The following is a 24,353-nucleotide window of genomic DNA, read 5'->3' on the forward strand; positions in this document are numbered from 1 at the left end:
CTTTACTATGCTTGAGCGGCCAGTTCGGCCTTAGCTTTCTTCAACATGGCGTCGAGATCCTCGGAGGAATCCGAAGGAACCTTGCGGACCTCGAACTTGACGCCCTTGGCCTTGAGGGCCTCGAGAGTCTTAACGTCGTCATCGCCCATAGCGACGGCGTTGGTGACGACGACCTTGCCCTTGGAGTGAGCCATGGAACCGATGTTGACTTCCTTGATGTCGACGCCGGCCTCGATAGCCTTGAGCAGATCCTGCGGGTTCTCAAAGAGCAGCATGGCCTTGGTGTCACCAAAGCGCGTGTCCTTGACAACCTCGGCCATCTTCTTGATGGGCACGACGTTGGCATGGACTCCCGGAGGGGCAGCCTGCTCGATCATGGTCTTGCGGAGCTCGTCGTGAGCAACGCCGTCGGAAACCACGATGATGCGGTTGGGGTTGATTTGCTTGGTCCACGTGGTGGCCACCTGACCATGCAGCAGACGGGTGTCGATACGGACGTGGGCGATCTTGATGTGCCCATCGCCGATGACCGTTCCCGGAGGGATGGCGCCTGCAGGAGCAGCGGCGGCCGTGGCCGGCTTCTTCTCCTCGGGCTCCAGAGACTCGGGCTTGACGCGCACGCCAGCCTTAGCCTCAGTCACGAGATGTTTTGCGATCGCATGTGCAGTGTTCTTTGCGTCAAAGCGCTGCGAATATGCCTCGATGAGCATAGGCAGGTTGACACCGGTGACGATAGCCCAGGAATCGTGGCCCTCGATGAGACCGCTGATCTGGTTGAACGGCGTGCCGCCCCACAGATCAACGAGGAAGAGCACCTGCTCCTGGTCCTCGAAGGAAGCGATTGCTTCCTCGACCTTGGCACGGAAGTCGTCGGGGCCCATGCTCGGCTCGAGCGAGACCACGGCCACAGACGGCTGATCGCCAAAGACCATCGAGCCCGTCTGCTTGATTCCGGCTGCCAAGTCCCCGTGGCTAGCAAGAACAATACTTACCATCACATAACCTCCTCTTTGTCTACGTATTTCCTACACGACATGAAAGGAGTATACCTGTTCGTCCTGTAAAATTATAGAGAAAAATGCGAATGATTGGATAATTTGTTTAAACGTCTAGGTTTGTTACAAGTTGATTACGTTACTGCTTTTTGACGGATTACACGCCAAGGCGTCACTTATCAAGCCATTCATTTTACAGATACAAGCAGGCTGGTCATTAATATCGATTTTAGGCAAGCGCGAATGCGCTTGTACTGCAGTTATTTTGTTTAAACAGACATAACTTGACTATTAGCGTGACTTATGCACTAACGTAAGTAGTCATTGGGGACGTTCTTAAACGACTAGTCAAACAAGAACGTCCCCAACGACTAGGGGCTAGACGATGTGGAGGGGGTTGGCAGCGTCGACGGCATCGGGGGCGTCGGAGAGGCCGTCGGGAGCAGCATCTGGCGGGTCCTCGTCGGGGGTCTCAATCTGCTTGATCATGACCTCCTGGCCCTGCAGCAGGTATGTCTCGCCGCTACCGCAATGGGGGCAGATCTTGCCATGCTCGACCGTCGCATAGTCGCGGCCGCACGCCTCGCAATGCGTCACGGCCTCGACAGGCTCCACAATAAGCTCCGTGCCCCCGGTGATAGGCTTTTTATCTGCCGCCCAGCGCCAAGCGTCGAGCAGCAAGTCGGGAACGACGCCCGAGACCTCGCCCAGCAGCAGCGTGACGCTCGAAACGCGACTCACGCCATTGGCGCGCGCCACGTTCTCGACATCGCGAATAATGTGATAGACGATTCCCAATTCATGCAAGCTAGAAACCTTTCAGCAACGGTTGATGCGATGTCAGCCAAACGTCAGCGAGCGGCGATCCAGGTGCCCCAGGTTGCTCCGAAACAAGGCGTCCGCTGGGCTTTTGCCCGCGGCGCCGCAGTTGAGGGGCAAGATGGGGTATCTGGGCGCCGCGCAGCGTCGGCAGTGCCGCCGTTCGTTAGAACGGCGGCACCTCATTACTTCTTCCCGAATTTAATCTTGATGGCACGCTTGAGCGCGTACTTGCCCAAGCTGGGGAGCTTTTGCTCGTATTTGACCATCGTGGAGCACTCGGGGCGGTCGCGATTCAGATGGATGGCGTCGAACGCGCACTTGGTAGTGCACAGACCGCAGCCGATACACTTGTTGGGGTCGACGATCGAGGCACCGCAACCCAGGCAGCGGGCGGTCTCGGCGCGTACCTGCTCCTCGGTAAAGGTCTCGACGTACTCGCTAAACGGCGCGGCCTTCTCGCGCTCGCGGTCCACGTGGGCAACCTCGCGGCTCGCGTTGTCATAGCTCTCGATCACGACATCGTCGCGATCGAGCGCGATGTAGCGGCGCTGGTTGCGGCCGATGGTGAGCGTGGAGCCCGGTTGCACAAAGCGGTGGATGGACACGGCGGCCTCGTGACCGGCAGCGATGGCGTTGATGGCAAAGCTCGGACCGGTGTAGACGTCGCCGCCCACAAAGATGTCGGGCTCGGCGGTCTGGTAGGTCTGAGGATCGGCAAGGGCACCCTGGCCGCGGCCAAGCTCCACCTTGGAGCCAGCCAGCAGGTCGCCCCACACGATGGACTGACCGATCGACATGACCACGCGGTCGGCGTCGACACGACGCAGGTCGTTCTCGTCGTACTCGGGCGCAAAACGGCCCTCGTCGTCAAAGACACGCGTGCAGCGCTTGAAGGTGATACCGCACACACGACCGGCCTCGTCCAGATGGACCTCCTTGGGGCCCCAGCCGCAGCTGATGTGGGCGCCGTCCTCAACGGCCTCGCGACGCTCCTCCTCGCTGGCGGGCATCTGGGCCTCGCTCTCCAGGCAGAATATCTCAACGTGCTCGGAACCCAGACGGCAGGCGTTGCGCGCGACGTCGATAGCCACGTTGCCGCCGCCCACCACGATGGTGCGGCCGGACAGCGCGTCGATCTTGCCACTGTTGACCTCGCGCAAAAAGTCGACGGCCACGGTCACGTCCTCGGCATCCTCGCCCGGAATACCGGCGAGGCGGCCGCCCTGGCAGCCAATGGCAACATAAAAGGCCTTAAAGCCCTGCTCGCGCAGCTCGTCGAGCGTCACATCGCGACCGACCTCCACGCCATAGCGGAACTCGGCGCCCATCAGGCGAATGACCTCGACCTCGGCCTCGATAACATCCTTCTGCAGCTTAAAGCTGGGAATGCCATAGGTGAGCATGCCGCCCGGGCGCTCATTCTTCTCGAACACGACGGGCTTGTAGCCCTTCTCGGCCAGGTAGAAAGCGCAGGACAGGCCGGCCGGACCGGCACCGATGATGGCGATCTTCTGGTCGAAGCCGCCGGCACGCGTCGGGGTCACCACAGGTGGGACATAGCGGGTCGCGGCATCCAGATCGCGCTGGGCGATAAACTTCTTGACCTCGTCGATGGCCACGGCCTCGTCCACGCGACCGCGGGTGCAGGCATCCTCGCAGCGGCGATTGCACACACGGCCGCAGATAGCGGGCAGCGGGTTCTCGCGCTTGATGAGCGCTAGCGCCTCGTCATAGCGGCCCTGCGCCGCGAGCTTCAGATAGCCCTGAACGGCAATGTGCGCGGGGCAGGCCGTCTTGCAGGGCGCGGTGCCGGAATCGTGTGTCTCGATGCGGTTGTCGTTGCGGTAGTTGGGCGACCACTTGGTGTGGTCCCACTTGGTGGCATCGGGCAGCTCCTGGCGCGGATACTCGGGCACCTGTCCGCCGGCCTTTTTGCTGCAGAGCTTCTGGCCGAGCTTGACGGCACCGGCCGGGCACACCTCAACGCAGCGACCGCAGGCTACGCACTTGTCCTTCTCGACCTTGGCGACATAGGCCGAGCGCGACAGGTTGGGCGTGTTGAACAGCTGAGAGGTGCGCAGGGCATAGCACACGTTGACGTTGCAGTTGCAGATGGCGAAGATCTTGTTCTCGCCGTCGATATTGGTGATCTGGTGCACAAAGCCGTTGTCCTCGGCCTGGCGCAAGATGTCATAGACCTCCTCACGCGTCACATAATGGCCGCGGTCGGTCTCAACCACATAGTCGGCCATATCGCCCACGGCAATGCACCAGTCGGCGGGGTCGTCGGCGCAGCCCTCGCCCATCACACGACGGCTCGCGCGGCAGCTGCAGGTGCTGGCGGCATATTTGCCCTCGTATTTGTCGAGCCAATGCTCGATATGCTCGATCGGCACCGAGGTGCTCGAAGCATCGATAGCCTTCTCGACCGGAATGACGTGCATGCCGATGCCGGCGCCTCCGGGCGGCACCATCGGCGTGGCTTTGGACAGCGGCCCCTTGGACGCCTGCTCAAAGAACTTGGCATAGACCGGATGCTCCTCGAGCTGGTTCACGCGCATGTTGAGGAACTCGGCGGAACCCGGTACCAGCATGGGCAGCACCCACTGCTTGGCGCGCTCGGGATTTTCCCAGTTGTACTCGAGCAGACCCGTGTAGCTCATGTCGTCGAGCATCTTCTCGATCTGGGCCTCGGGCATGCCGGTGAGCTTGACCATCTCGGGCAGCGTATAGGGACGGCGCATCTTCATCTTGCAGAGCACTTCGGCCTGCTCGTCGGTTGCGGCCTCGGCAAACGACCAGTACTCGTAGCCCAGCAGCACGTCGCGATGCAGCAGACGGTTGGTGCAATGCTCGCACAGCTTGACAATGGCCTCGCGCGGATGCTCCGGCAGCGGCGGCACGAACTCCGAACCGATGTCGGGCTCGGTGTAGCTAATTCCCGGTCCGTTGAGAATCATGGTTGTCCCTTCTCTTGCCGCAGCCCGACGAGGCCGCAGCGCCCCTCTTTTTTGCAGGCCGGACATGCCCCCATGCCGTTCACCCGCCATTGTTGACATTATGTCAAAAATAGTATTGACGAACCGTCAACAATATTCAAGACTATTAGGCGAACGGTCGGGCCCAAACGGATGAAAGGCGGCAAGCGCATGAGCGATAACGCAGCGAGCACCCCTGTGGCCGACGCCGTCCCCACGCCCGACAGCGCGGCAAAGCGCCTGACAGGTGACGAGCGCCGTCGCGAGATTCTCGCCGCCGTGCGCGCCGTGAGCTCCGAGCTGGGCGTGTCCCATCTATCCGTCTCGGCCGTGACCAAGCGAGCCGGCTGCACGCGCTCGCTGTTCTACCACTACTTCGTCGACATGGACGCCGCCGTCACCGCCGTCATGGACGAGGCAATCGACGGTTTTATCTCCGAGCTCGAGCAGTGGAATGCCAGCCGCATCGTCGGTGATATCGAGGGCGCACTCGACACCGTCGCCCCGCTCTTTAAGCGCCTGGTTGTGAGCGGCCACGAGCTGCCGAGCACGCTCACCTCGAGCAGCGGCGCGCTCTACGGCGGCTTTCTGCACAACGTGGTCCAGCGCGTGGCGCAATACATCTGCGACACCACCGTGGTGGACTTTGTCGCCCATCATGACCTGCGCATCGACCATGTCTACGAGACGTTTTACACCCTCATCATGGGGCTGTTGATGTACATCCGCACGCACCCCGATGTGCCCGACGAGACGGTTAAGGAGATTATCGCCTCGACACTCCACATCGAGGGCTACACCGCCAAGTATTCCGAGCGCAAGCCCAGGAACTGATGACATTTGGCCAAACTGCCCGCGACGGAAGAGGGGCCGCGGGCGTATGAAAGGAGAGCAGCATGCTGTTCGATGTTTGGGGTAGCGATACCCTTATCCACTGGGCCGGCTGGGCGATGGTCTTTATCGGCTTGATCGTACTCAACGAGGTCGGCCGCCGTACCAAGCTCGGCGCGGCCATCATCTTTGGCGTGGCTCCGCTGGCCATGACCATCTACTGCATCGCCATCGCCGTCGGCGTTTCGCAGGGTGCCGAGTGGGCGCTCACCAACCCCACCCATGTATACCAGAACAGCTGGTTCCATTACGCCAAGGTATACGCGGCGCTGGCCGGCTGCTGGGGCTTCATTGCCATTAAGTACCAGTGGGGCAAGATCGGCAAGGCGCATTGGTTCCGCGCATGGCCGTTTGTGATCGTCGCCATCAACATCTTGATCGCCGTCGTGTCCGACTTTGAGAGCGCCTATCACTTCTTTGTCCTGGGCGAGTCCACCTGGGTCACCTCCGAAGGTGCTACGCAGCTGGCCGGCTGGAACAACGTGTTCAACGGCATCGCGGGCATCATCAACATCTTCTGCATGACCGGTTGGTGGAGCGTCTACGCCTCCGAGGACAAGACCGACATGCTGTGGCCCGACATGACCTGGGTCTACATCATCGCCTACGATATCTGGAACTTCTGCTACACCTACAACTGCCTGCCCACCCACTCCTGGTTCTGCGGCTTTGCGCTGCTGCTGGCGCCCACCGTCGCCGCCTTTATCTGGAACAAGGGCGGCTGGATCCAGAACCGCGCCTTTACGCTGGCCATTTGGTGCATGTTTGCCCAGGTGTTCCCCTACTTCCAGGAGGAGTCCATCTTTGTGACGCACTCCACGCTCGACCCCGGCGCCGCCACCGCGGTCTCGATCGTCGCGCTGGTCGCCAACATCGCCGCAATCATCTACGTCGCCTACCGTGCCAAGAAGCTCGGCCGCAACCCCTACAAGCAGGATGTCTTTGAGGGCACCAGCGATTGGGAGAAGGCCACTGCCCGTCGCGCCAAGGTTGATTACGCGCACGCCGAGTAACGCGCCTGACGCAAACATCGCTTGAGCACGAAGCGGCATAGCCGGCTCCGCGCAACTCAACGCACTGCAGAGCCCCCGAAACGTGATTCGTTCGCGTTCCGGGGGCCTTTTGCTGCCGCGAGGATGCGGCCGAACGATACGCTCGGGTTAAATCGGATCTTATATTTCGCATGCGCTTTATATGGCTCCATTTTTGGGTACAGTGTTGAGCCGATATTGCATTGGGGGATATATGAGCGATGAGACACGTGGCCGCGAGGATGCGGCCCAGGATGCGGAAGCATGTGCCGAGGCCCTGGAGAGCCTTGACCGGATTGCGCTAGACGAGCTCTCATTGAGCGATTTGGCCGTCGACGCGCAGGACGAGGTGCGCGAAGGCACTGAGGACGAAGGCAGCGACGCCAAAGACGCTTCTGACGAGGCCGAAGCCGAAGAGGACGATAGCAAGGACGACGTCCAGTCGGAATCCGCCTCGGGAGAAGAGACCGCCCTGCTTGGCAGCTTGCCTGCCGATGACTCGCTCACCCGCGAGCTTCCTGGCCTGGGTTCTGCGCCGGCCGTCGACGAGACCATCGCCATGGGCGATATTCCCCTGCCGTCCGTTCCCTCGGCACGCGAAGCCAAGGCTCGCCATCACAAGATGTCGCCCAAGCGACGCAATTTGATGGTTGCCGGCGTCGTTGCCGCCGCGCTCGTTGCCGGCGGCGCGGGCTATGCCGCTTGGAACGGATACCAACAAGAACAGGCTGCCGTCGCTGCCGTCAACGCCCACACCATGATGTCGGTGCAGATTGGCGTACATGCCGCAGGGCTCGACTGTTCCACCGGCTCCAAGATTCCCGTGCAGGTGAGCGGGCAAGACTCTGACGGCTCCTCCGTGAGCGAGACGCTCTATGTTGATGAGCACGGTCGCGGTATTAAGCTGCTGCCTGGCGACTACACGCTCTCCATTGCTGGGTCTCCCATCGCAGCTGACGGTACCATTTACACCGTGCCAACCACCAAGGCGCAGGTTAGCGTAAAGAGCGACGGGCAGGACCTGAGCGCTCAGGCATCCTTTAAGCTTAAGGTACCTTCGGCAGACACGGTGACCGACGACCAGATCGATGCCGCGGCCAAGTACGCCGAGGAGGGCGGCGCGAGCTCTGCCGCGGTCGCAAAGGTGCTCCAGCAGGCGGCAACCGCGCGCCGTGACGCCGCCGTCAATGCCATGAGTTCCCGCGAGGCGCAGGCGGCCCGCGACGCCGATGCTCGGCATAAGGCAACGAACCTGTATCAGCTCGATATTCCCGTTGAGTGGTACGGCAAAGTCGCGACTTGGCAAAACGGCAATACGCTGTGCATCTATCTTGCCAGTGACAGCAATACGCCGATCGCGACGCTTGTCGCAGTGCGCGACGGCGAGAGCTTTACGCCCGATAAGGGCGATACGGTTTTAGGTGCGGCAAGCCTTGGCAACGGCTACACGGTCTACGCCAGCGGCCCCGTCTATCCGTATGTGGTGCCCCAGACCATCAACGGGCGCACGCAAGACCCCGTGTCGACCTACCCCATGGACACGGCCATTGAGCTTGTCGAGCTTACAACCGGCAACCGCTATACCTATAGCCAGATCAAGAACGTACTGGTCGGCAAAGACGGCAAGGCCGACGCTGCCACCAAACTCGAGACCGACTACCTCGCCCAGATTCTGATGCCAAGCATCAAGGCCCAGGACTAGCCGGCCGCAGCGAGGGTAGCTAATTTGGGACGGGGCTTTTTTAGCTGCCCCGACCGTTAATCGACTAAACCGGCACATTACCAGCCGGGGCAGCTAAAAAAGCCCCGTCCCAAATTAGCTACCCTGCAGGAGTTAGCGCCACGGATCGGCTTCGAACATCGGCTCGCGCTCGGGGCGGCGATCGCTGTAGGGATCGTAGCCGTCGTCGTCCTCGTTCTCGGCACGGATGTAGGGGTCGCGCGGCTTGGGTGCCGGCTTAGGCGCAGGCTTGGGTGCGGCGGGCGCTGACTCAAGCGCCGGTGCGTTCGTCTCGTTCTCGTCTTTCATCTGCATAGCTCCTTGCCATGTACTCATGTTCAACACCATCGATTGTCGCACGAAAAAGGGCGGCGGACCCAATTGGATCCGCCGCCCTTGGCGTTTAGAGACGTTTAGAGACGACTGGCAGATTTTAAGGCATGGCCCAAAATCTACTCGGCGTCGGGAACCTCGTAGGTGGCCGCCGGCGTGTTGTCGCACACGACGGTAAAGCCGCCGTCCTTGTCGACATCGACCGTCACCTGATCGCCCTCGCGCACCGTGCCGTCGATGATAGCGGCCGCGATGGCATCCACGACCTCGCGCTGGACCAGACGCTTGAGCGGACGGGCGCCAAAGACCGGGTCCAGGCCGCCCACGGCGAGCATCTGCTTGGCCGCCGGGGTGATGGCAAGCGTCATGCGCTCCTTGGCCAGACGCGCGCGGACGTCGGCGAGCTGGATGTCGACGATCTTTTCGATCTGCGCCATGCCGAGCGGATGGAACACCACGATATCGTCGATACGGTTGAGGAACTCGGGGCGGAAGGTCTGAGCCATGGCCGCGTCGACCTGATGGCGCATCTCCTCCTCGTCCTTGCCCGAAAGCTCGGCGATGGCCTTGGAGCCCACGTTAGACGTCATGATGATGATCGTGTTCTTAAAGGACACCTGACGACCCTGGCCATCGGTCAGACGACCGTCGTCGAGCACCTGCAACAGCACGTTAAAGACATCCGGATGGGCCTTCTCCATCTCGTCGAGCAAGATCACGGAGTACGGACGACGGCGCACGGCCTCGGTGAGCTGTCCACCCTCGTCGTAGCCCACGTATCCCGGGGGCGCACCGATCAGACGCTGAACGCTGAACTTCTCCATGTACTCGGACATGTCGATACGCACGAGCGCGCGCTCGTCATCGAACAGGCACTCGGCCAGCGCCTTGGCGAGTTCGGTCTTGCCCACACCGGTGGGGCCCAGGAAGAAGAAGCTGCCGATGGGCTTGTCCGGATCGGAGAGGCCCGCACGGCTACGGCGCACGGCCGCGGCGACGGCGGAGACGGCCTCATCCTGACCGATGACGCGCTTATGCAGCTCGCCTTCCAAGCCCTTCAGCTTGTCGAGCTCACCCTGCATCATCTTGGAGACGGGCACACCGGTCCAGGCGCTCACGACCTCGGCGATCTCGTCGGAGGTCACCTGCTCGTTGAGGCCTTCACCGTCCTGCTGCTTTTGTGCCTCGAGCGCGGCCTCGGAATCCAGAATCTGCTGCTGCAGACCCGGAATCACGGAGTAACGCAACTCGGACGCACGGCCCAAGTCTCCGTTGCGCGTCGCACGTTCCTCTTCGCTCTTGGCCTCATCGAGCTGGCCCTTGAGCTCCTGCACGTGGTCGATGGCGTTCTTTTGGTTGAGCCAACCGGCCTTTTGCACATTGAGCTTTTCCTGGACCTCGGCGATTTCCTGGCGCAGGGTCTCCAGACGCTCCTTGGAGGCGTCGTCGGTCTCCTTCATGAGCGCCTGCTCCTCAATCTGCAGCTGGGTGAGCTGACGCGTGGTGGCGTCGATCTCGACCGGCATGCTGTCGAGCTCCATGCGCAGGCGGCTTGCGGCCTCATCGACCAGGTCGATGGCCTTGTCGGGCAGGAAGCGGTCGGCGATGTAACGATCGGAAAGATCGGCGGCGGCCACGAGCGCGCTATCGGTAATGTGCACGCCGTGGAAGATCTCGTACTTCTCCTTGAGGCCACGCAGAATCGAGATGGTGTCCTCGACGGTAGGCTCGCTCACCATAACGGTCTGGAAACGACGGGCGAGCGCCGCGTCCTTCTCGATGTACTTGCGGTATTCGTCGAGCGTGGTCGCGCCGATCGCGTGCAGGTCGCCGCGGGCGAGCGCAGGCTTGAGGATGTTGCCGGCGTCCATGGAGCCCTCGGTGGCGCCCGCGCCCACAATGGTGTGGAGCTCATCGATGAACAGGATGACCTTGCCCTCGGACTTCTGCACTTCCTTGAGCACGGCCTTCAAGCGGTCCTCGAACTCGCCGCGGTACTTGGCACCGGCGACCAGCGCGCTCATGTCGAGCTCGATGAGGTCGCGGTCGCGCAGCGTGCTCGGCACGTCGCCGGCCACGATACGCTGGGCGATGCCCTCGACGATGGCCGTTTTACCGACACCCGGCTCACCGATGAGCACAGGGTTGTTCTTGGTGCGACGGGACAGGACCTGAATGGTACGACGGATCTCGTCGGTACGGCCGATAACCGGATCGAGCTTGCCGGCACGGGCCAGGTCGCAGATGTTGCGGCCGTACTGCTCCAGTGCCTCAAACTGGGTCTTGTCCTCGGCGGACGTCACGCGGTCATCGCCACGCAACTCCTCGTAGACCTGCTCGATACGCTCCTTGGTAACGCCGGCGTCGCGCAGCACGCGGCCCGCCTCACCTTTGTCCTCGGCAAGCGCCATCAGCAGATGCTCGGTCACTACAAAGCTGTCGCCCATCTTGGTGGCCTTTTTCTCGGCCTTCTCGATGACGCGGACGAGCTCGTTGGACAGGCCCATCTGCTGGCCCTCGCCCGAAACCTTGGGTGCGCGGTCGATGGCATCTTGCGTGGAGTGTGCAAGCTGGGCTGGGTCGGCGCCGATGCGCTCGATAATCACGGAGATATTGCGCTCGCCGGCACCGAGCAGGGCGGACAGCAGGTGAATCGGCTCCACCGCGCCGGCCTGTGCGTCGGCAGCTGTGCTCATGGCGGTCTGCAGCGCCTCGCGCGACGTCATTGCTAGCTTATCGATTCTCATGGAATCACCTCTCTTGGGGCGGCCGCCCTACGGGGCGGCTTCACGTTGTCCGAGAAGTATTGTTGCCAGCTTTGTACAATCTTATACACAAATCTAAGTCTCTATATATAAGATTTTCTGAGTGATTAAGAGATAGGGAGCAGGCACGCTCACCCGCTGCGGCCTCGTCCCCTTACTATCTCAATCTGTAACATCTAGCGGCTGTTTATGGCTCCAGATGTTACAAATCAAGATGAAATGACCAGCGGCACCCGTTTGTCTCAATCTGTAACATCTACTCGGCAAATAGAGCTCTATCTGTTACAAATCGAGACGAACAGAAGACACCCGAATCGAAAATCTAAATCTGTAACAACTACTCGGCAAATAGAGGTCTACCTGTTACAGAACGAGACAAACCGAGAACCGCCACAAAGGCGCCTGTCCCCCTTTGTGGCGGTTCTCGACAAAAAGAAGCCGCCCCATTAACAGAGGCGGCATCAAGCAAGTCTATTTATTAGCGTCCCTCAAGACCCAACGAGAACGCAGAAATGTAGCCCGGGGCTTATCCTTTCCCGAACGCGACCCTCGCGAAGCGCGTGAGCGGGCGGGAAAGGATAAGCCCCGGGCGGACAATTAAGTGCGTTACTCGGCAGCGGCCTTGAACTTGTTGTAGTTGATCAGGCAGCCGGCCTTGACGATGGCACGCTCCTCAGCCGTCATATCGGCAATGTAGAGCTCAATCTGCTCGACCGCACCGTCGGCGCGCACCACGTAGGCGGCGATGTTCTGCAGGTCGCCATCGAGCGCGGCGCGGATACCCGGCACAAAGACGTAGTCGCCCACCTCAAAGTTGGGCTCGGCCTCCATCTGGAAGGGCACCATGCCCCAGTTCATCACGTTGGAGCGATAGCGCTTGGTGGCGTACTCATGGACGATGTTGGCCAGACCGCCAATCACGCGCTGGCAGCTCGCGGCCTGCTCGCGGGCAGAACCGTCACCGGGCTTCTTGGCATAGAGCATGGAGCCGTACTCGGTCGCCTTGGCGTCGGCCACGACGCCGGCGCCGGCCAGTGCCTCAAACACGCCGGCAAGCTCGGCATCAAGTGCCGCCAGGTCGCCCGCCGCCTCGCCGGCAACGCGGCGCTTCTCCACGGCGTCGACCTCCTTGGAACGACCCACGTAGGCCGGATCGCGGCGGCTGAGCGTAAACTCTGCCAGGCCCAGCGGATTGGAGCGGAAGGAGCTCGTCTCGCCCGAGGGAATGAGCTCGTCGGTCGTGGTGACCGGGTCCATGATCTTGGAGCACACCTTGAGCAGGATATCGTCGCCGAGAGGCTCCATCGCGGGCCACGGCTTGATGTTGGGGCCTTCGACCAGCTCGTCGGCAGGCTCGGCCTTGCCAAAGCCCCAGTACACGCGCTTTTTATACGGCGCGTCGTCAAAGGTGTACTCGCAGGCCTCGTCCCAAGTCTCCTCGGGCAGGTCGGTCGCCGGCGTCAGGACGCCTCCGTTGGCGGCCGTCGCCGCAATGGAGCGAGCGTCCATCAGGGCCACGGCGCTCAGCTGACCATTGCCCGGCTTGGAACCCTCGCGGTTGGGGAAGTTGCGCGTGGTGTGGCGGATGGACAGGCCGTTGTTGGCAGGCGTGTCGCCGGCGCCAAAGCACGGACCGCAGAACGCCGTGCGCACGATCGCGCCGGCCTCCATAAGGTCGTAGATATAGCCACGGCGCGTAAGTTCGAGCGCCACGGGCTGGCTCGTGGGATAGACCGACAGCGAGAACTCGCCGCAGCCGGTGTTGGCGCCCTTGAGCACGCGGGCAGCCTGGACCACGGAGTCGTAGTTGCCGCCCGAGCAGCCGGCGATAACGCCCTGTTGCACGTGCAGCTTGCCGTCGACGATCTTGTCGAGCAGGCTAAAGTGCGTCTTGCCCTCGCCGATCTTGGCGGCCTCGAGCTCCACCTCATGCAGGATGTCCTCGAGGTTCTCGTTGAGCTCCTCGATCTCAAAGCCGTTGGAAGGATGGAATGGCAGCGCGATCATGGGCTTGATGCTCGACAGATCGACCTCGACGCAACCGTCGTAGTAGGCGACATCGGCGGGCTTGAGCTCGCGGTAGTCGTCGCCGCGACCGTGCATGGCCAAAAACGCGTGCGTGTCCTCGTCGGTGGCCCAGATGCTCGACAGGCAGGTGGTCTCGGTGGTCATGACGTCGACGCCGTTGCGGTAATCGGTCGTCATGCTCGCGATGCCGGGGCCCACAAACTCCATGACCTTGTTCTTGACATAGCCCTTGGCAAAAACGGCACGGATGATGGCGAGCGCCACGTCGTGCGGGCCGACGCCGGGACGCGGGGCGCCCGTGAGGTAGATAGCGACGACGCCGGGATAGGCAACGTCGTAGGTGTCGCGCAGCAACTGCTTTGCCAGCTCGCCGCCGCCCTCGCCCACGGCCATGGTGCCCAGGGCGCCATAGCGGGTGTGCGAGTCGGAGCCCAGGATCATCTTGCCGCAACCGGCGAAGTTCTCGCGCATAAAGGAGTGGATGACGGCGATGTGCGGCGGAACGAAGATGCCGCCGTACTTTTTGGCCGCGGAAAGGCCAAAGACGTGGTCGTCCTCGTTGATGGTGCCGCCCACGGCGCACAGCGAGTTATGACAGTTGGTGAGCACGTAGGGCAGCGGGAACTGCTCCATGCCCGAGGCGCGCGCCGTCTGGATGATGCCGACGAAGGTGATGTCGTGGCTCGCCATGGCATCGAAGCGAATCTTGAGCGCCTCGGGGTCGCCGGACGTATTGTGTGCCTGGAGGATCGAATACGCGATGGTGCCGCGCTTGGCATCCTCGGGCGTCTGCGTAATACCGCGCTCGGCAGCCTCGGCCGCAGGCACAACCTCGCTGCCGCCGCGCAGGTAGATGCCGTCTTCGTACAGCTTGACCATACTGTCTCCCACTCTGCCCAAAAGATTTGGGCGCATAGCATGCATTCGTTCAATATCGTGCCATAGAACGGTTGCGAATGGGTTACGAATCTGCACGTTCACTTTATCTCGGTAAAGTACAGGACGAGCCCGATGTGGGTCAGCAGATTTGGTGCAAGAGCGTCCCTTTCGACTAGTCATTTAAGAACGTCCCCAATGACTACTCCGGCAACACCGATGTTTTGGCAACGACAGCGAGCAGGCCCCAATGACTACCAACGACTACCGCATCCGGAGCAAGGCAACGCCGCAGGTAGAGGACGGACAGCGAGCGACGTCCAGGGCGAACAAGTTGGCATGAAAAAGGCAAGGCATAGACCTTCTGGTCATGCCTTGCCTTTTGAATGACAAATTGTCGCTCTGGGCGGAGCGCAGCGTCGACCGGTCCGCCGTTCGTTAGAACGGCGGAACCTAGAGATCCCCGCCGGCGCCCAGTAGCTTGCGCATGACCTGTTCGGGATTAACCGAGCCATCGCGCGGGGCCAGGGAGGTGATCTTCTTCTGCATCTTGTACTCGTGCAGCTCGTCCTCGAGCTGGCGCATGCGGGCGCGGAGCTTTTCGTTCTCGCGCTCGCGTTCCTCGGCACGCTCCTTCATATCGAGGATGCGCACCACGCCGGCAAGGTTGATGCCCTCGTCGGTCAGCTGGTTGATGAGCTCTAGGCGCTCGATATCGGCACGCGAATACAGGCGCGTGTTGCCGCCCGAGCGCTGGGGGTTCACCAGACCCTTGGACTCGTAGACGCGCAGAGTCTGCGGATGCATGCCGGTCAGCTCGGCCGCCACGCTGATCATGTACAGCGGTTTGTTCCTATTGTCCTCGGCCATGCTACCTGACCCCTTTCCGTCTCGTTATCGTCCATCATAAGCCCGCGGGCGTGGGCGTGCACCGCGACCGCCCTAGAACGTCGCCTTGTAACGGTTAACTTTCTCGCGGTAGTCGCGCGTGTCGGCCTCGCGCAGCTCGGTCATGGCATCGCGCTCGTCATCGGATAGGTTCGTGGGGACCTGCACCTTGATCTCGACGAGCAGCGCGCCCGTACGGCCACGGTGCTTAACGTCGGGCGCCCCCATCTCCTTAAAGCGGAACTTCTTGCCCGTCTGGGTACCCGCAGGCACTTTCAAACGGACCGTCGCACCGCCGGGCGTGGGAACGTCCACCGTGCAGCCGAGCGCCGCCTCGTAGACCGAGACCGGTACCTCCATGGTCACGTCGGCGCCTTTGCGCTTAAACAGCGGGTGCTCCTCCACATGCGTGGTCACGACCAGGTCGCCGCGCTCGCCACCGGCGACGCCATACTCGCCGCGACGCTTGTAGCGTAGCTTGCCGCCGTCGACCGCGCCCGCGGGCACCGAGACCGTAATGGTCTGCTGCTCGCCTGTCGAGGGAATGCGATAGGTGACCTTGTGCGTCACGCCGCGAAACGCGTCCTCGGCCGTCACATCGACGGTCAGCGACAGGTCGCCGCCCTTGCGAGCGCGGCTGCGACCCGCGCCGGCACCGGCAGCGCCCGCAGCCCCGGCAAAGCCCGAGCCCCAATCGCTGCCCCAGGCGCCGTTGCCGCTAAAGATGCTGTCGAAGATGTCGCCCCAGCCGCTGGCACCCGCGCCGGCACCGTAGCCGCCGCCATACGCGCCGCCTGCGCCCGGCATGCCGCCAAACATGAGCATCTGGTCGTACTCTTTGCGCTTCTTCTCGTCCGAAAGCGTCTCGTAGGCCTCGCTGATCTCCTTGAACTTGGCCTCGTCGCCGCCGGCGTCAGGGTGATATTTTTGCGCGAGCTTGCGAAACGCGCTCTTGATCTCTTTGTCGGAGGCGCTCTTGGATACGCCCAGGATGTCATAGAAGGTTTTGCCTGCAGCCATCGTAGCTCCTCTCCTGTTTTATCCGTCGCCCAGCGGGCGGCGGCTCATGCTTTCATATGGCACTAGGCCAGAAAGGGCCCCGGGTGTTGCCCCGGGGCCCTTCTCAATTACTCCTCGGTGCTCTCGGCCGTATCGGCCGCAGCATCCTCGGGCGCCGCTTCGGGCTCCGGTGCGGGGCGCTTTTCGCCACCGTAGGTCACCGTCACCATCGCGGAACGCAGGATGCGGTCCGCCATGCGGTAGCCCTTCTGGTACACGTCGTTGACGGTCTCGTCGTACTGCGACGAGTCCTCGACACGACCCACAGCCTGGTGCTCGAGCGGATCGAACGCCTCGCCCTTGGGGTCGATGGGCTCAACGCCCTCGTGCGCAAACACATCGAGTAGCTTGGCATGCACCGCGTCAACGCCGTCGACGAACTGCTTAAAGTCGTCGGCAAGCTCTTGGCTGCGGGCATGGTCGATCGCACGCTCGATATCGTCGACCACCGGCAGCAGCGCAGTGACGAGCTTCTCGGTCGCGCGCTCGCGCTCGGCGATGCGCTCGTTGGCGGTGCGGCGACGGAAGTTCTCCCAGTCGGCCTGTAGACGGGCGGTACGCTCGGTAGCGTCCTTTGCCTTGTCCTCGGCGGCCTTCTGAGCCTCTGCCGCAGCATCGAGCTCACTGCGCACGTCGGCAAGCTCCTTCTGGGCCTGCTCGAACTTGAGCTTAAAGTCGTTTTCGGCGGCTTCCTCACCGGCGCGGATAGCGGCTTCCACCATCTCGTCCTCGGTCATCGTCGCCTCCTTGTTGGAATCCTCTACCTGGTTCTCGACAGCCTCGGCCGCCTCGGCCTCGTTGGCCTCGGTATCGTCGACGGCCTCTACGGGAATCTTCACGTCCTTCTCCTCAGAGTCAACGGGGGCGGCTCCAACGGCAGCCGCCTCCGTGCGAGCTTTACGGGCGGACATGATTACTTGTCCTCGTCGTCCACAACCTCGTAGTCGGCGTCGACGACGTCATCGTCGGCAGGCTGGGCGCCGGCGGCACCGTCGGTCTGCTGCTGAGCGTCGGCGTAGACAACCTGAGCCAGCTCGTAGGCCACGGACTGCAGGGACTCGCCAGCGGCCTTGATGGCCTCGACGTCAGAGCCCTCGAGCGCCTTCTTGGCATCGGCGATAGCGGCCTCGGCCTTGGACTTCACGTCGGCGGAAACCTTGTCGCCCAGCTCGTTGAGGGTCTGCTCGGTGGAGTAGCACAGGCTGTCGGTCTGGTTGCGGACCTCGACCTCTTCCTTCTGCTTCTTGTCCTCCTCGGCATGAGCCTCGGCGTCCTTGACCATACGATCGACTTCTTCGTCGGACAGAGCGGTGGAGCCGGAGATGGTGATCTGCTGCTCCTTGCCGGTGCCCTTGTCCTTAGCGGAGACCTTGACGATGCCGTTGGCGTCGATGTCGAAGGTGACCTCGATCTGCGGCACGCCGCGGCGGGCAGCCGGGATACCGGTCAGCTGGAACTTACCGAGCGACTTGTTGTCGCGGGCAAGTTCGCGCTCGCCCTGGAGCACGTTGATCTCGACGCTGGTCTGGTTGTCGGCAGCGGTGGAGTAGACCTCGGTCTTGGAGGTCGGAATCGTGGTGTTGCGGTCGATCATCTTGGTCATGATGCCGCCCATGGTCTCGACGCCCAGCGACAGCGGGGTAACGTCGAGCAGCAGGATGCCCTCGACGTCGCCGGTGAGCACGCCGCCCTGGACGGCAGCGCCGTCGGCAACGACCTCGTCGGGGTTCACGGACATGTTGGGCTGCTTGCCGGTCATGGTCTTGACGAGCTCCTGGACGGCGGGCATACGGGTGGAGCCGCCGACGAGGATGACCTCGGTCAGATCGGAGAGCTTAAGGTTAGCGTCGCGCAGGGCGTTGGTGACAGGCTGCTTGCAGCGCTCGAGCAGGTCGCGGGTGATCTTCTCGAACTCGGCGCGGGTCAGCGTGTAGTTGAGGTGCAGCGGGCCGGACTGGTTCATGGTGATGAACGGCAGGTTGATAGTGGACTGTTGGGCGGCGGAGAGCTCCTTCTTGGCGTTCTCGGCGGCCTCCTTCAGACGCTGCAGGGCCATGGGGTCCTGACGCAAGTCGACACCGTTCTCCTGCTGGAACTTATCGGCCATCCAGTCGATGACGCGCTGATCCCAGTCGTCGCCGCCCAGGTGGTTGTCGCCCGAGGTGGACAGAACCTCAAACACGCCGTCGGCGAGGTCGAGGATGGAGACGTCGAAGGTACCGCCGCCCAGGTCGAAGACCAGGATGCGCTGGTCGGAGCCCTGCTTGTCCAGGCCATAGGCCAAAGCGGCAGCGGTCGGCTCGTTGACGATACGCTTAACGTTGAGGCCGGCGATCTTACCGGCGTCCTTGGTGGCCTGACGCTGGGCGTCGTTGAAGTAGGCCGGGACGGTGATGACGGCGTCGGTGACGGTCTCGCCCAGATACTTCTCGGCGTCGGCCTTCATCTTTGCGAGCGTCATGGCGCTCACCTGCTCGGCGGTGTATTCCTTGCCCTCGATGTCGACGACGGCACGGCCACCCTGGCCCTCCTTGACCTCATACGGCACGGTCTTGAGCTCGGAGGTGCACTCGGAGTACTTGCGGCCCATGAAGCGCTTGATGGAGAACACGGTGTTCTTGGGGTTGGTGACCGCCTGGTTCTTAGCGGCCTTGCCCACGACGCGGTCGCCGTCGGCACGGAAGCCCACGACAGACGGGGTGGTGCGGTCGCCCTCGGCGTTCACGATGATGGTCGGAGAACCGCCCTCGAGAACGGCCATTGCGGAGTTAGTAGTACCAAGGTCGATACCAAGAATCTTGCCCATTAGAAATTCCCTCTCTCTTGTGCGTTTGCACCGACTCGGCGGTCTGCCAAGCGGTCTTTCGGTTTGTCTTTCAGGATGTAGTGTATCCCCTTATGGACCGGAATATACAAAATCTAAGTCAATTCATATAAGATTTCTTATCACTTAGAGTTTAGGTTCTCGAATGCGCAGGTAGATGCGCTGATTGAGTTCTCGGCAAATCTATCGAGATCTATGTAGAGATGGCTGAGGTTTGGGCCGGGGGTGCTTGGGGCTGCTTTACGGAAAGCTCGTCCCGGTTTGAGCGTGGATTCCGGGTCGTAGTTTCCGTCTGAAGGCTCAACCGGAAACCGTATCCCGTTTTGAGAGCTGATACCGGGTCGTAGTTTCCGCTAGCGGGCCCAACCGGAAACTGCGACCCGTTTTTCGACCAGATAACGGGATGCGCTTTCCGAAAGCCCACTCAATTGCTCAATAATTCGAGTCGCATTTAGCTAACATCTGCACAGCTCACCAGCCTCACCTGTGCGTTTCTTAGTAAGCCTTGGCATACTCGGCGAATGGTATGAAGATGCCGGCCAGAGGGTATTGCAAACGGTCGCTCACGTGGTATGTTTTTGCCCGAATCAAACCGGCGCGCATCGCCTGTAGCGTCGGTCAACAGAGAGGAAACTACCATGGCTCATCCCGTAATTGATGCCGACGAGTGCATCGCTTGTGGCGTTTGCGTCGACTCCTGCCCCGCTGGCGTTCTGGAGCTCCAGGACGTCGCTACCGTTGCTGACGAGGACTCCTGCGTCGCCTGTGGCGCTTGCCAGGACGCTTGCCCCGCCGGCGCGATCACCGAGATCGTCGAGGAGTAACAACTCCCCCACTTGCACACTCACAAGTACACCGTGCACAAAAAAGGAGGTCTCCGCATCGCCGCGAAGGCCTCCTTTTTGTGCGGATAGCTAATTTGGCACCGTCGCAGGTTGAGCATAAGTCAGCGAAAACGCCCCCAAGCGAGCAAGGTGACGCGAAAGAGGAGGGAAGCGTACTTTTGTACGCGACCGACGATTGAACGTCAGATTGCCGCTTAGGGGCGTTTGCAGCGTCGGCTACGATAGATCGTCTTCGTAGGGCATCAGGTCTGCCAGATAGCCCATCTCCTTGAGCATAGCCTCGATCTCGTCGAGGGTTTGCTCATCCTCTGCCGCGATGCGATGGAAGTGATAGCCGCTCGTCACCGTTAGTAGTGGAAAGCTTTTGCCGCTCTCGATATCGTGCAGGTAGCGCTCAACATCGCGACGATTGCGGATGTCCAGGTCGGCCGTGATCTTACCGTACACGCGGTGGTTGACGATTACGTTGAGCACGGCGCCTCCGGCGTCGACGATACTCGTGAGCTCATCGCCTGTCTGCTCCACGCTATGGCGAACCTTGACCAGGCGCGTGGGCACGGCGGGGCTGCTGGGGGCCTCCTGCAGCACGTAGCCGCGATTGGTCGCCACGATATCGTGCCCATCGGCGCGCAGCAGGGCGATGTCTTGCACGACAACCTGGCGGCTCACACCCACCTCGCGAGCAAGCGTACTGCCGGAGACGGGGTCTTTGGCTCGCTCGAGCACGCCCATAATGGCACGGCGACGCTCGCGGGCGTCCATTATTTACCGTCCAGCAGACGCAGGTGCTTAAGCGAGAGGTCGAGAATCGGCGCAGAGTGCGTCAACGCCCCCGAGCTAATAAAGTCAACGCCCAGGTCGGCAAGCGCACGGATATTGCCGGCATCCACGTTGCCCGAACACTCGGTCTTGGCGCGGCCGGCAATAAGCTCAATCGCGGCGGCCATGTCATCGTGGGTCATGTTGTCGAGCATGATGATGTCGGCGCCGGCCTCCACGGCCTCGCGCACCATGTCCAGGTTCTCGCACTCGATCTCGACCGTCGCGGTAAACGATGCATGGGCGCGCGCCATCTCGATCGCACGCGTCACGCCACCGGCGGCGTCGATGTGGTTGTCCTTGAGCATGACGGCCGTCGACAGATTGTAGCGGTGGTTGCTGCCGCCGCCGATCTCGACCGCGGCCTTCTCGAAGACGCGCATACCCGGCGTGGTCTTGCGCGTGTCGACGAGCACGGTCTTGGTGCCCTCGAGCGCCGCAGCCATCTGGTGCGTATAGGTAGCGATACCGCTCATGCGCTGCAGGTAGTTGAGCGCCACGCGCTCGCCCGAAAGCAGCACGCGCGCATCGCCGCGTACCTGGCCCACGTGGTCGCCGGCGTGCACCTCGTCTCCATCGGCAACATCAAACAGCACCGAGCTCTGCGAATCCAGCAGCTCAAAGGTGCGAGCGAACACATCCAGGCCCGCGATGATGCCATCGGCCTTGGCGATGAGCTCCACCGTGGCGGGACGCGCCGTGGGGCACACGCTCGCCGTGCTCACGTCCTCAAACGTAATGTCCTCGCGCAGAGCCTGCAGAATCAGATCATCGACGACGAGCTTCATGGTAATGGGGTTCATGGTCTACTCCTCCACGGCCTGCGTGCCGGCGGCACGGGCCAAATCATCGATTGCCAGGGTGTCGGTGCTCAGGGCGCGATGACGGCCGTCGAGCGCGGGCTCGCCCGCCTGCTCCACGGCGAGCGACTGGCCGGTACGCATGTGCCACGCGGCGCGACGACCCCAGACCAGCGCCTCGAGCAGGCTGTTTGATGCAAGGCGGTTCTTGCCGTGAACGCCGTTGCAGGCCGTCTCGCCGGCGGCGTAGAGCTCGGGCATCGAGGTGCGGCCGTCCTTGTCGACCCACACGCCGCCCATAAAGTAGTGCTGCGTGGGTGTGACGGGGATGGGCTCGTCCAAGATGTCGCGGCCGTCCTCCAGGCAGCGTGCGCGAATGTTGGCAAAGTGTCCGGTCACCACGTCGCGCTCAACGGGGGCAAAGCTCAGCCACTCGTGCTCGGTACCATCCTGCTTCATCTGCTCGCGAATAGCGGCGGCGACCACATCGCGCGGCTGAAGCTCATCGGTAAAACGCTCGCCGGCGGCGTTGAGCAAAATCGCGCCCTCGCCGCGGCAGCTCTCGCTGATCAGGAAGGTGCGGCCCGGCTGCGGAGAGAACAGTCCCGTGGGGTGAATCTGCACGTAGTCCAGGTGCTCCATCTTAATGCCATGCTCCTGGGCAATGTAGCAGGCATCGCCCGTGAGCTGCGGGTAGTTGGTCGAGTGGTCGTACACGCCGCCGATACCGCCTGTCGCCCACAGCGTGTGGCGGGCATGGATCTTAAACGGCTCGCCGGCATGCACGCCCTCGGCGGCATTTGCCAGCTCGTCGGCGGGGCGAACCGAGTTGTCCTCGTCCACGGGAACGGCGACGACGCCGAGGCACGCCGTGGCGCCATCACGCTCGCCCGTCAGGATGTCGGTCATGGCCACGTGCTCCAAAATCTGCACGTTATCCAGCTTGCGAACGGCCTGGAGGAGCTTGGTCGTGATTTCCTTGCCCGTAATGTCGGCATGGAAGGCAATGCGCGGGCGGCTGTGCGCACCCTCGCGGGTAAAGTCGAGGCTACCGTCGGCCTTGCGCTCAAAGTCCACGCCCATGGCCAGCAGGTCGTTGATGACCGAGCGGCTCGAGCGGATCATAATGTCGACGCTCTCGCGGCGGTTATCGTAGTGGCCGGCGTGCATGGTGTCCTCAAAGAAGGCGTCGTAGTCAGAGCCTTCGGGAAGCACGCAGATACCGCCCTGCGCGAGCATCGAATCGCACTCGTCGACAGTGCCCTTGGAGAGCATGATCACGCGCGTGCTCGTCGGCAGATTAAGGGCCGCGTACAGGCCCGCCACGCCGCAACCGGCAATGACGACGTCGCACTCCATGTCGGGGCATTGTTTGGTTTCCACAGGAATCCTCTCCCTTGTAATGTGGCATAAGGGATGGTCCCTCATGTCACATCGTTCTAGCGAGCCGCGTATTCGAGCATGCGGTCGAGCGTGAGCTTGGCCTGGTCGGCGGCCTCATCCGACACGCCGATCTGCACCTCGCCCTCGCCCGTCTCCAGGCAGCGCACGAGCTTTTCGAGCGTGATGAGATCCATGTTGACGCAGGTGGGCTGCACCGCGGGGAAGTAGAACTTTTTGCCGGTGCCCTGACAGCGGCGCTCGAGCTCGTAGAGCACGCCGCGGACCGTCACGATGATAAACTCGCTCGCGTCCGACTCCTCGGCATACTTGATGATGCCGGCAGTGGAGCCGATGTAGTCGGCCTCGGCCAGGACGTCGGCCTTGCACTCGGGGTGCGCCAGCACGAGCGCGTCGGGGTGCGCCTCCTGTGCGTCGACGATCTGCTCGACGGTGATGATGTGATGGCGCGGGCAGTAGCCGTTGTTGAGGATGACGTGCTTTTGGGGCACCTGCTCGGCCACAAAGCGGCCCAGGTTCTGGTCGGGAATGAACAAGATGTGCTGCTGCGGCAGCTCGGAGACGATCTTGACGGCGTTAGAGCTGGTAACGCACACGTCACTCCAGCTCTTGATCTCGACCGTCGAGTTGACGTAACACACCACGGCCAGGTCGTCGCCATATTCGGCGCGCGCCGCGTCGACCGTCTCGTGCTTGACCATGTGCGCCATGGGACAGTCCGCGCCCGGCTCGGGCAGCAGCACGGTCTTGGTGGGGTTGAGCAGCTTGGCGCTCTCGCCCATAAACTCCACGCCGCACAGCACGATAGTCTGCTGCGGCAGGCTCTTGGCAAGCTTTGCCAGGTAGAAGCTGTCGCCGACGTAATCGGCCACAGCCTGAACCTCGGGCGCCACATAATAGTGCGCCAGGATCACTGCGTCACGTTGGGTTTTTAGCTGATGAATGGCCTCGACGAGCTCTGCGGGCACCAGTGCCGCGCGCTCCGTTGCCGTCGTTGCCGATGCCAGGCCGGCCGCGATATCGCGTGCAAGCTCCGATGCATCCATGTTCGCGCTCTGTGCCATCAAGGCCCCTCTCTTTTGGCGAATCTTGGGGCTTTAGTATGACACCTGGCTTTACAGCTGACAAGACAGCTGTAAAGCCAGGTGTAAAGTTGGAATAAGGATTCAATCTTGGGGCGGGTCCATTTTCGAACTGGCAAGCTGAGGACAGTCGAAAATGGATCTGCCACACGGTTCGAGCGGCCCGTTTTATCTTGGTCCGAAGGCGGTGGGCATA

General features: G+C 62.0%; 18 protein-coding genes. 4 read left to right on the top strand and 14 right to left on the bottom strand.

The genetic code is table 11. The features are described from left to right. Positions 1-5: 5 nt before the first annotated feature. From ACTQ48_RS02230 to ACTQ48_RS02240, 3 genes are all read right to left on the bottom strand, one after another. Positions 6-995, bottom strand: a complete 990-nt coding sequence (locus ACTQ48_RS02230; RefSeq protein WP_154518426.1) for a PTS sugar transporter subunit IIB — start codon at positions 993-995, stop codon at positions 6-8. 378 nt (positions 996-1,373) lie between these two features. Next, entirely contained in the window at positions 1,374-1,802 is a 429-nt protein-coding gene (locus tag ACTQ48_RS02235; RefSeq protein WP_441570023.1) for a hydrogenase maturation nickel metallochaperone HypA/HybF, read from the bottom strand. 197 nt (positions 1,803-1,999) lie between these two features. Further along, entirely contained in the window at positions 2,000-4,777 is a 2,778-nt protein-coding gene (locus ACTQ48_RS02240; protein WP_441570024.1) for an FAD-dependent oxidoreductase, read from the bottom strand. 189 nt (positions 4,778-4,966) lie between these two features. Between ACTQ48_RS02240 and ACTQ48_RS02245 the strand changes: the two genes are divergently transcribed. The 3 genes from ACTQ48_RS02245 to ACTQ48_RS02255 all read left to right on the top strand — a co-directional run bounded on the left by ACTQ48_RS02245 (position 4,967) and on the right by ACTQ48_RS02255 (position 8,419). Continuing rightward, positions 4,967-5,629, top strand: coding sequence for a TetR/AcrR family transcriptional regulator (locus ACTQ48_RS02245; RefSeq protein WP_427727359.1), 663 nt, complete (start codon positions 4,967-4,969; stop codon positions 5,627-5,629). 62 nt (positions 5,630-5,691) lie between these two features. Next, positions 5,692-6,699 carry a DUF5692 family protein gene (locus ACTQ48_RS02250; RefSeq protein WP_154518417.1) on the top strand — a complete coding sequence of 336 codons (1,008 nt, stop codon included), beginning with the start codon at positions 5,692-5,694 and terminating at the stop codon, positions 6,697-6,699. A 232-nt stretch (positions 6,700-6,931) separates the two neighbouring features. Then, positions 6,932-8,419: a hypothetical protein gene (locus ACTQ48_RS02255; RefSeq protein WP_441569026.1), complete on the top strand. Its 1,488-nt coding sequence runs from the start codon at positions 6,932-6,934 to the stop codon at positions 8,417-8,419. A 132-nt stretch (positions 8,420-8,551) separates the two neighbouring features. Here the strand turns inward: ACTQ48_RS02255 and ACTQ48_RS02260 are convergent, their stop codons facing one another. The 7 genes from ACTQ48_RS02260 to dnaK form a co-directional block, all read right to left on the bottom strand. Continuing rightward, positions 8,552-8,746: a hypothetical protein gene (locus ACTQ48_RS02260; protein ID WP_441570025.1), complete on the bottom strand. Its 195-nt coding sequence runs from the start codon at positions 8,744-8,746 to the stop codon at positions 8,552-8,554. Positions 8,747-8,889: 143 nt separating this feature from the next. Continuing rightward, positions 8,890-11,517, bottom strand: coding sequence for an ATP-dependent chaperone ClpB (gene clpB / locus ACTQ48_RS02265; RefSeq protein WP_441570026.1), 2,628 nt, complete (start codon positions 11,515-11,517; stop codon positions 8,890-8,892). 624 nt (positions 11,518-12,141) lie between these two features. Beyond that, positions 12,142-14,442 carry a hydratase gene (locus ACTQ48_RS02270; protein WP_441570027.1) on the bottom strand — a complete coding sequence of 767 codons (2,301 nt, stop codon included), beginning with the start codon at positions 14,440-14,442 and terminating at the stop codon, positions 12,142-12,144. A gap of 450 nt (positions 14,443-14,892) precedes the next feature. Further along, positions 14,893-15,309 (bottom strand): heat shock protein transcriptional repressor HspR, encoded by a 417-nt coding sequence (locus ACTQ48_RS02275; protein WP_427719306.1) that lies wholly within the window; start codon positions 15,307-15,309, stop codon positions 14,893-14,895. Between the two features lie 72 nt (positions 15,310-15,381). Then, positions 15,382-16,347: a DnaJ C-terminal domain-containing protein gene (locus tag ACTQ48_RS02280; RefSeq protein ID WP_441560231.1), complete on the bottom strand. Its 966-nt coding sequence runs from the start codon at positions 16,345-16,347 to the stop codon at positions 15,382-15,384. A gap of 107 nt (positions 16,348-16,454) precedes the next feature. Further along, positions 16,455-17,297: a nucleotide exchange factor GrpE gene (locus ACTQ48_RS02285; RefSeq protein WP_441570028.1), complete on the bottom strand. Its 843-nt coding sequence runs from the start codon at positions 17,295-17,297 to the stop codon at positions 16,455-16,457. Between the two features lie 2 nt (positions 17,298-17,299). Then, positions 17,300-19,192, bottom strand: coding sequence for a molecular chaperone DnaK (gene dnaK / locus ACTQ48_RS02290; RefSeq protein WP_154518137.1), 1,893 nt, complete (start codon positions 19,190-19,192; stop codon positions 17,300-17,302). 590 nt (positions 19,193-19,782) lie between these two features. Between dnaK and ACTQ48_RS02295 the strand changes: the two genes are divergently transcribed. Beyond that, positions 19,783-20,034 carry an indolepyruvate ferredoxin oxidoreductase subunit alpha gene (locus tag ACTQ48_RS02295; protein ID WP_158564522.1) on the top strand — a complete coding sequence of 84 codons (252 nt, stop codon included), beginning with the start codon at positions 19,783-19,785 and terminating at the stop codon, positions 20,032-20,034. 237 nt (positions 20,035-20,271) lie between these two features. On the opposite strand, the gene ACTQ48_RS02300 is transcribed toward ACTQ48_RS02295, so the two are convergent. Genes ACTQ48_RS02300 through nadA form a run of 4 tightly spaced genes read right to left on the bottom strand, consistent with a single transcriptional unit; the run spans position 20,272 to position 24,139 of the window. Next, positions 20,272-20,817: a transcription repressor NadR gene (locus ACTQ48_RS02300; protein WP_441570029.1), complete on the bottom strand. Its 546-nt coding sequence runs from the start codon at positions 20,815-20,817 to the stop codon at positions 20,272-20,274. Beyond that, complete coding sequence (nadC, locus tag ACTQ48_RS02305; protein WP_427794080.1) at positions 20,817-21,677, bottom strand: carboxylating nicotinate-nucleotide diphosphorylase; 861 nt, start codon at positions 21,675-21,677, stop codon at positions 20,817-20,819. Before nadC ends, ACTQ48_RS02300 begins: the two co-directional genes overlap by 1 nt. A gap of 3 nt (positions 21,678-21,680) precedes the next feature. After that, positions 21,681-23,057, bottom strand: coding sequence for an L-aspartate oxidase (locus tag ACTQ48_RS02310; RefSeq protein ID WP_441570030.1), 1,377 nt, complete (start codon positions 23,055-23,057; stop codon positions 21,681-21,683). A 56-nt stretch (positions 23,058-23,113) separates the two neighbouring features. Then, positions 23,114-24,139 (bottom strand): quinolinate synthase NadA, encoded by a 1,026-nt coding sequence (gene nadA, locus ACTQ48_RS02315; protein ID WP_427747652.1) that lies wholly within the window; start codon positions 24,137-24,139, stop codon positions 23,114-23,116. Positions 24,140-24,353: the final 214 nt, after the last annotated feature.

It is taken from the genome of Collinsella sp. Sow4_E3, from assembly GCF_052116285.1.
Taxonomy (GTDB): Bacteria; Actinomycetota; Coriobacteriia; order Coriobacteriales; family Coriobacteriaceae; genus Collinsella.

Coding starts and splice junctions, on each gene's coding strand:
- ACTQ48_RS02240 (WP_441570024.1), bottom strand. CDS start 4,777: ATGATTCTCAACGGACCGGGAATTAGCTACACCGAGCCCGACATCGGT.
- ACTQ48_RS02260 (WP_441570025.1), bottom strand. CDS start 8,746: ATGAAAGACGAGAACGAGACGAACGCACCGGCGCTTGAGTCAGCGCCC.
- ACTQ48_RS02285 (WP_441570028.1), bottom strand. CDS start 17,297: ATGTCCGCCCGTAAAGCTCGCACGGAGGCGGCTGCCGTTGGAGCCGCC.
- clpB (WP_441570026.1), bottom strand. CDS start 11,517: ATGAGAATCGATAAGCTAGCAATGACGTCGCGCGAGGCGCTGCAGACC.
- nadA (WP_427747652.1), bottom strand. CDS start 24,139: ATGGCACAGAGCGCGAACATGGATGCATCGGAGCTTGCACGCGATATC.
- ACTQ48_RS02280 (WP_441560231.1), bottom strand. CDS start 16,347: ATGGCTGCAGGCAAAACCTTCTATGACATCCTGGGCGTATCCAAGAGC.
- ACTQ48_RS02275 (WP_427719306.1), bottom strand. CDS start 15,309: ATGGCCGAGGACAATAGGAACAAACCGCTGTACATGATCAGCGTGGCG.
- dnaK (WP_154518137.1), bottom strand. CDS start 19,192: ATGGGCAAGATTCTTGGTATCGACCTTGGTACTACTAACTCCGCAATG.
- ACTQ48_RS02250 (WP_154518417.1), top strand. CDS start 5,692: ATGCTGTTCGATGTTTGGGGTAGCGATACCCTTATCCACTGGGCCGGC.
- nadC (WP_427794080.1), bottom strand. CDS start 21,677: ATGAACCCCATTACCATGAAGCTCGTCGTCGATGATCTGATTCTGCAG.
- ACTQ48_RS02295 (WP_158564522.1), top strand. CDS start 19,783: ATGTTTTTGCCCGAATCAAACCGGCGCGCATCGCCTGTAGCGTCGGTC.
- ACTQ48_RS02255 (WP_441569026.1), top strand. CDS start 6,932: ATGAGCGATGAGACACGTGGCCGCGAGGATGCGGCCCAGGATGCGGAA.
- ACTQ48_RS02230 (WP_154518426.1), bottom strand. CDS start 995: ATGGTAAGTATTGTTCTTGCTAGCCACGGGGACTTGGCAGCCGGAATC.
- ACTQ48_RS02270 (WP_441570027.1), bottom strand. CDS start 14,442: ATGGTCAAGCTGTACGAAGACGGCATCTACCTGCGCGGCGGCAGCGAG.
- ACTQ48_RS02300 (WP_441570029.1), bottom strand. CDS start 20,817: ATGGACGCCCGCGAGCGTCGCCGTGCCATTATGGGCGTGCTCGAGCGA.
- ACTQ48_RS02245 (WP_427727359.1), top strand. CDS start 4,967: ATGAGCGATAACGCAGCGAGCACCCCTGTGGCCGACGCCGTCCCCACG.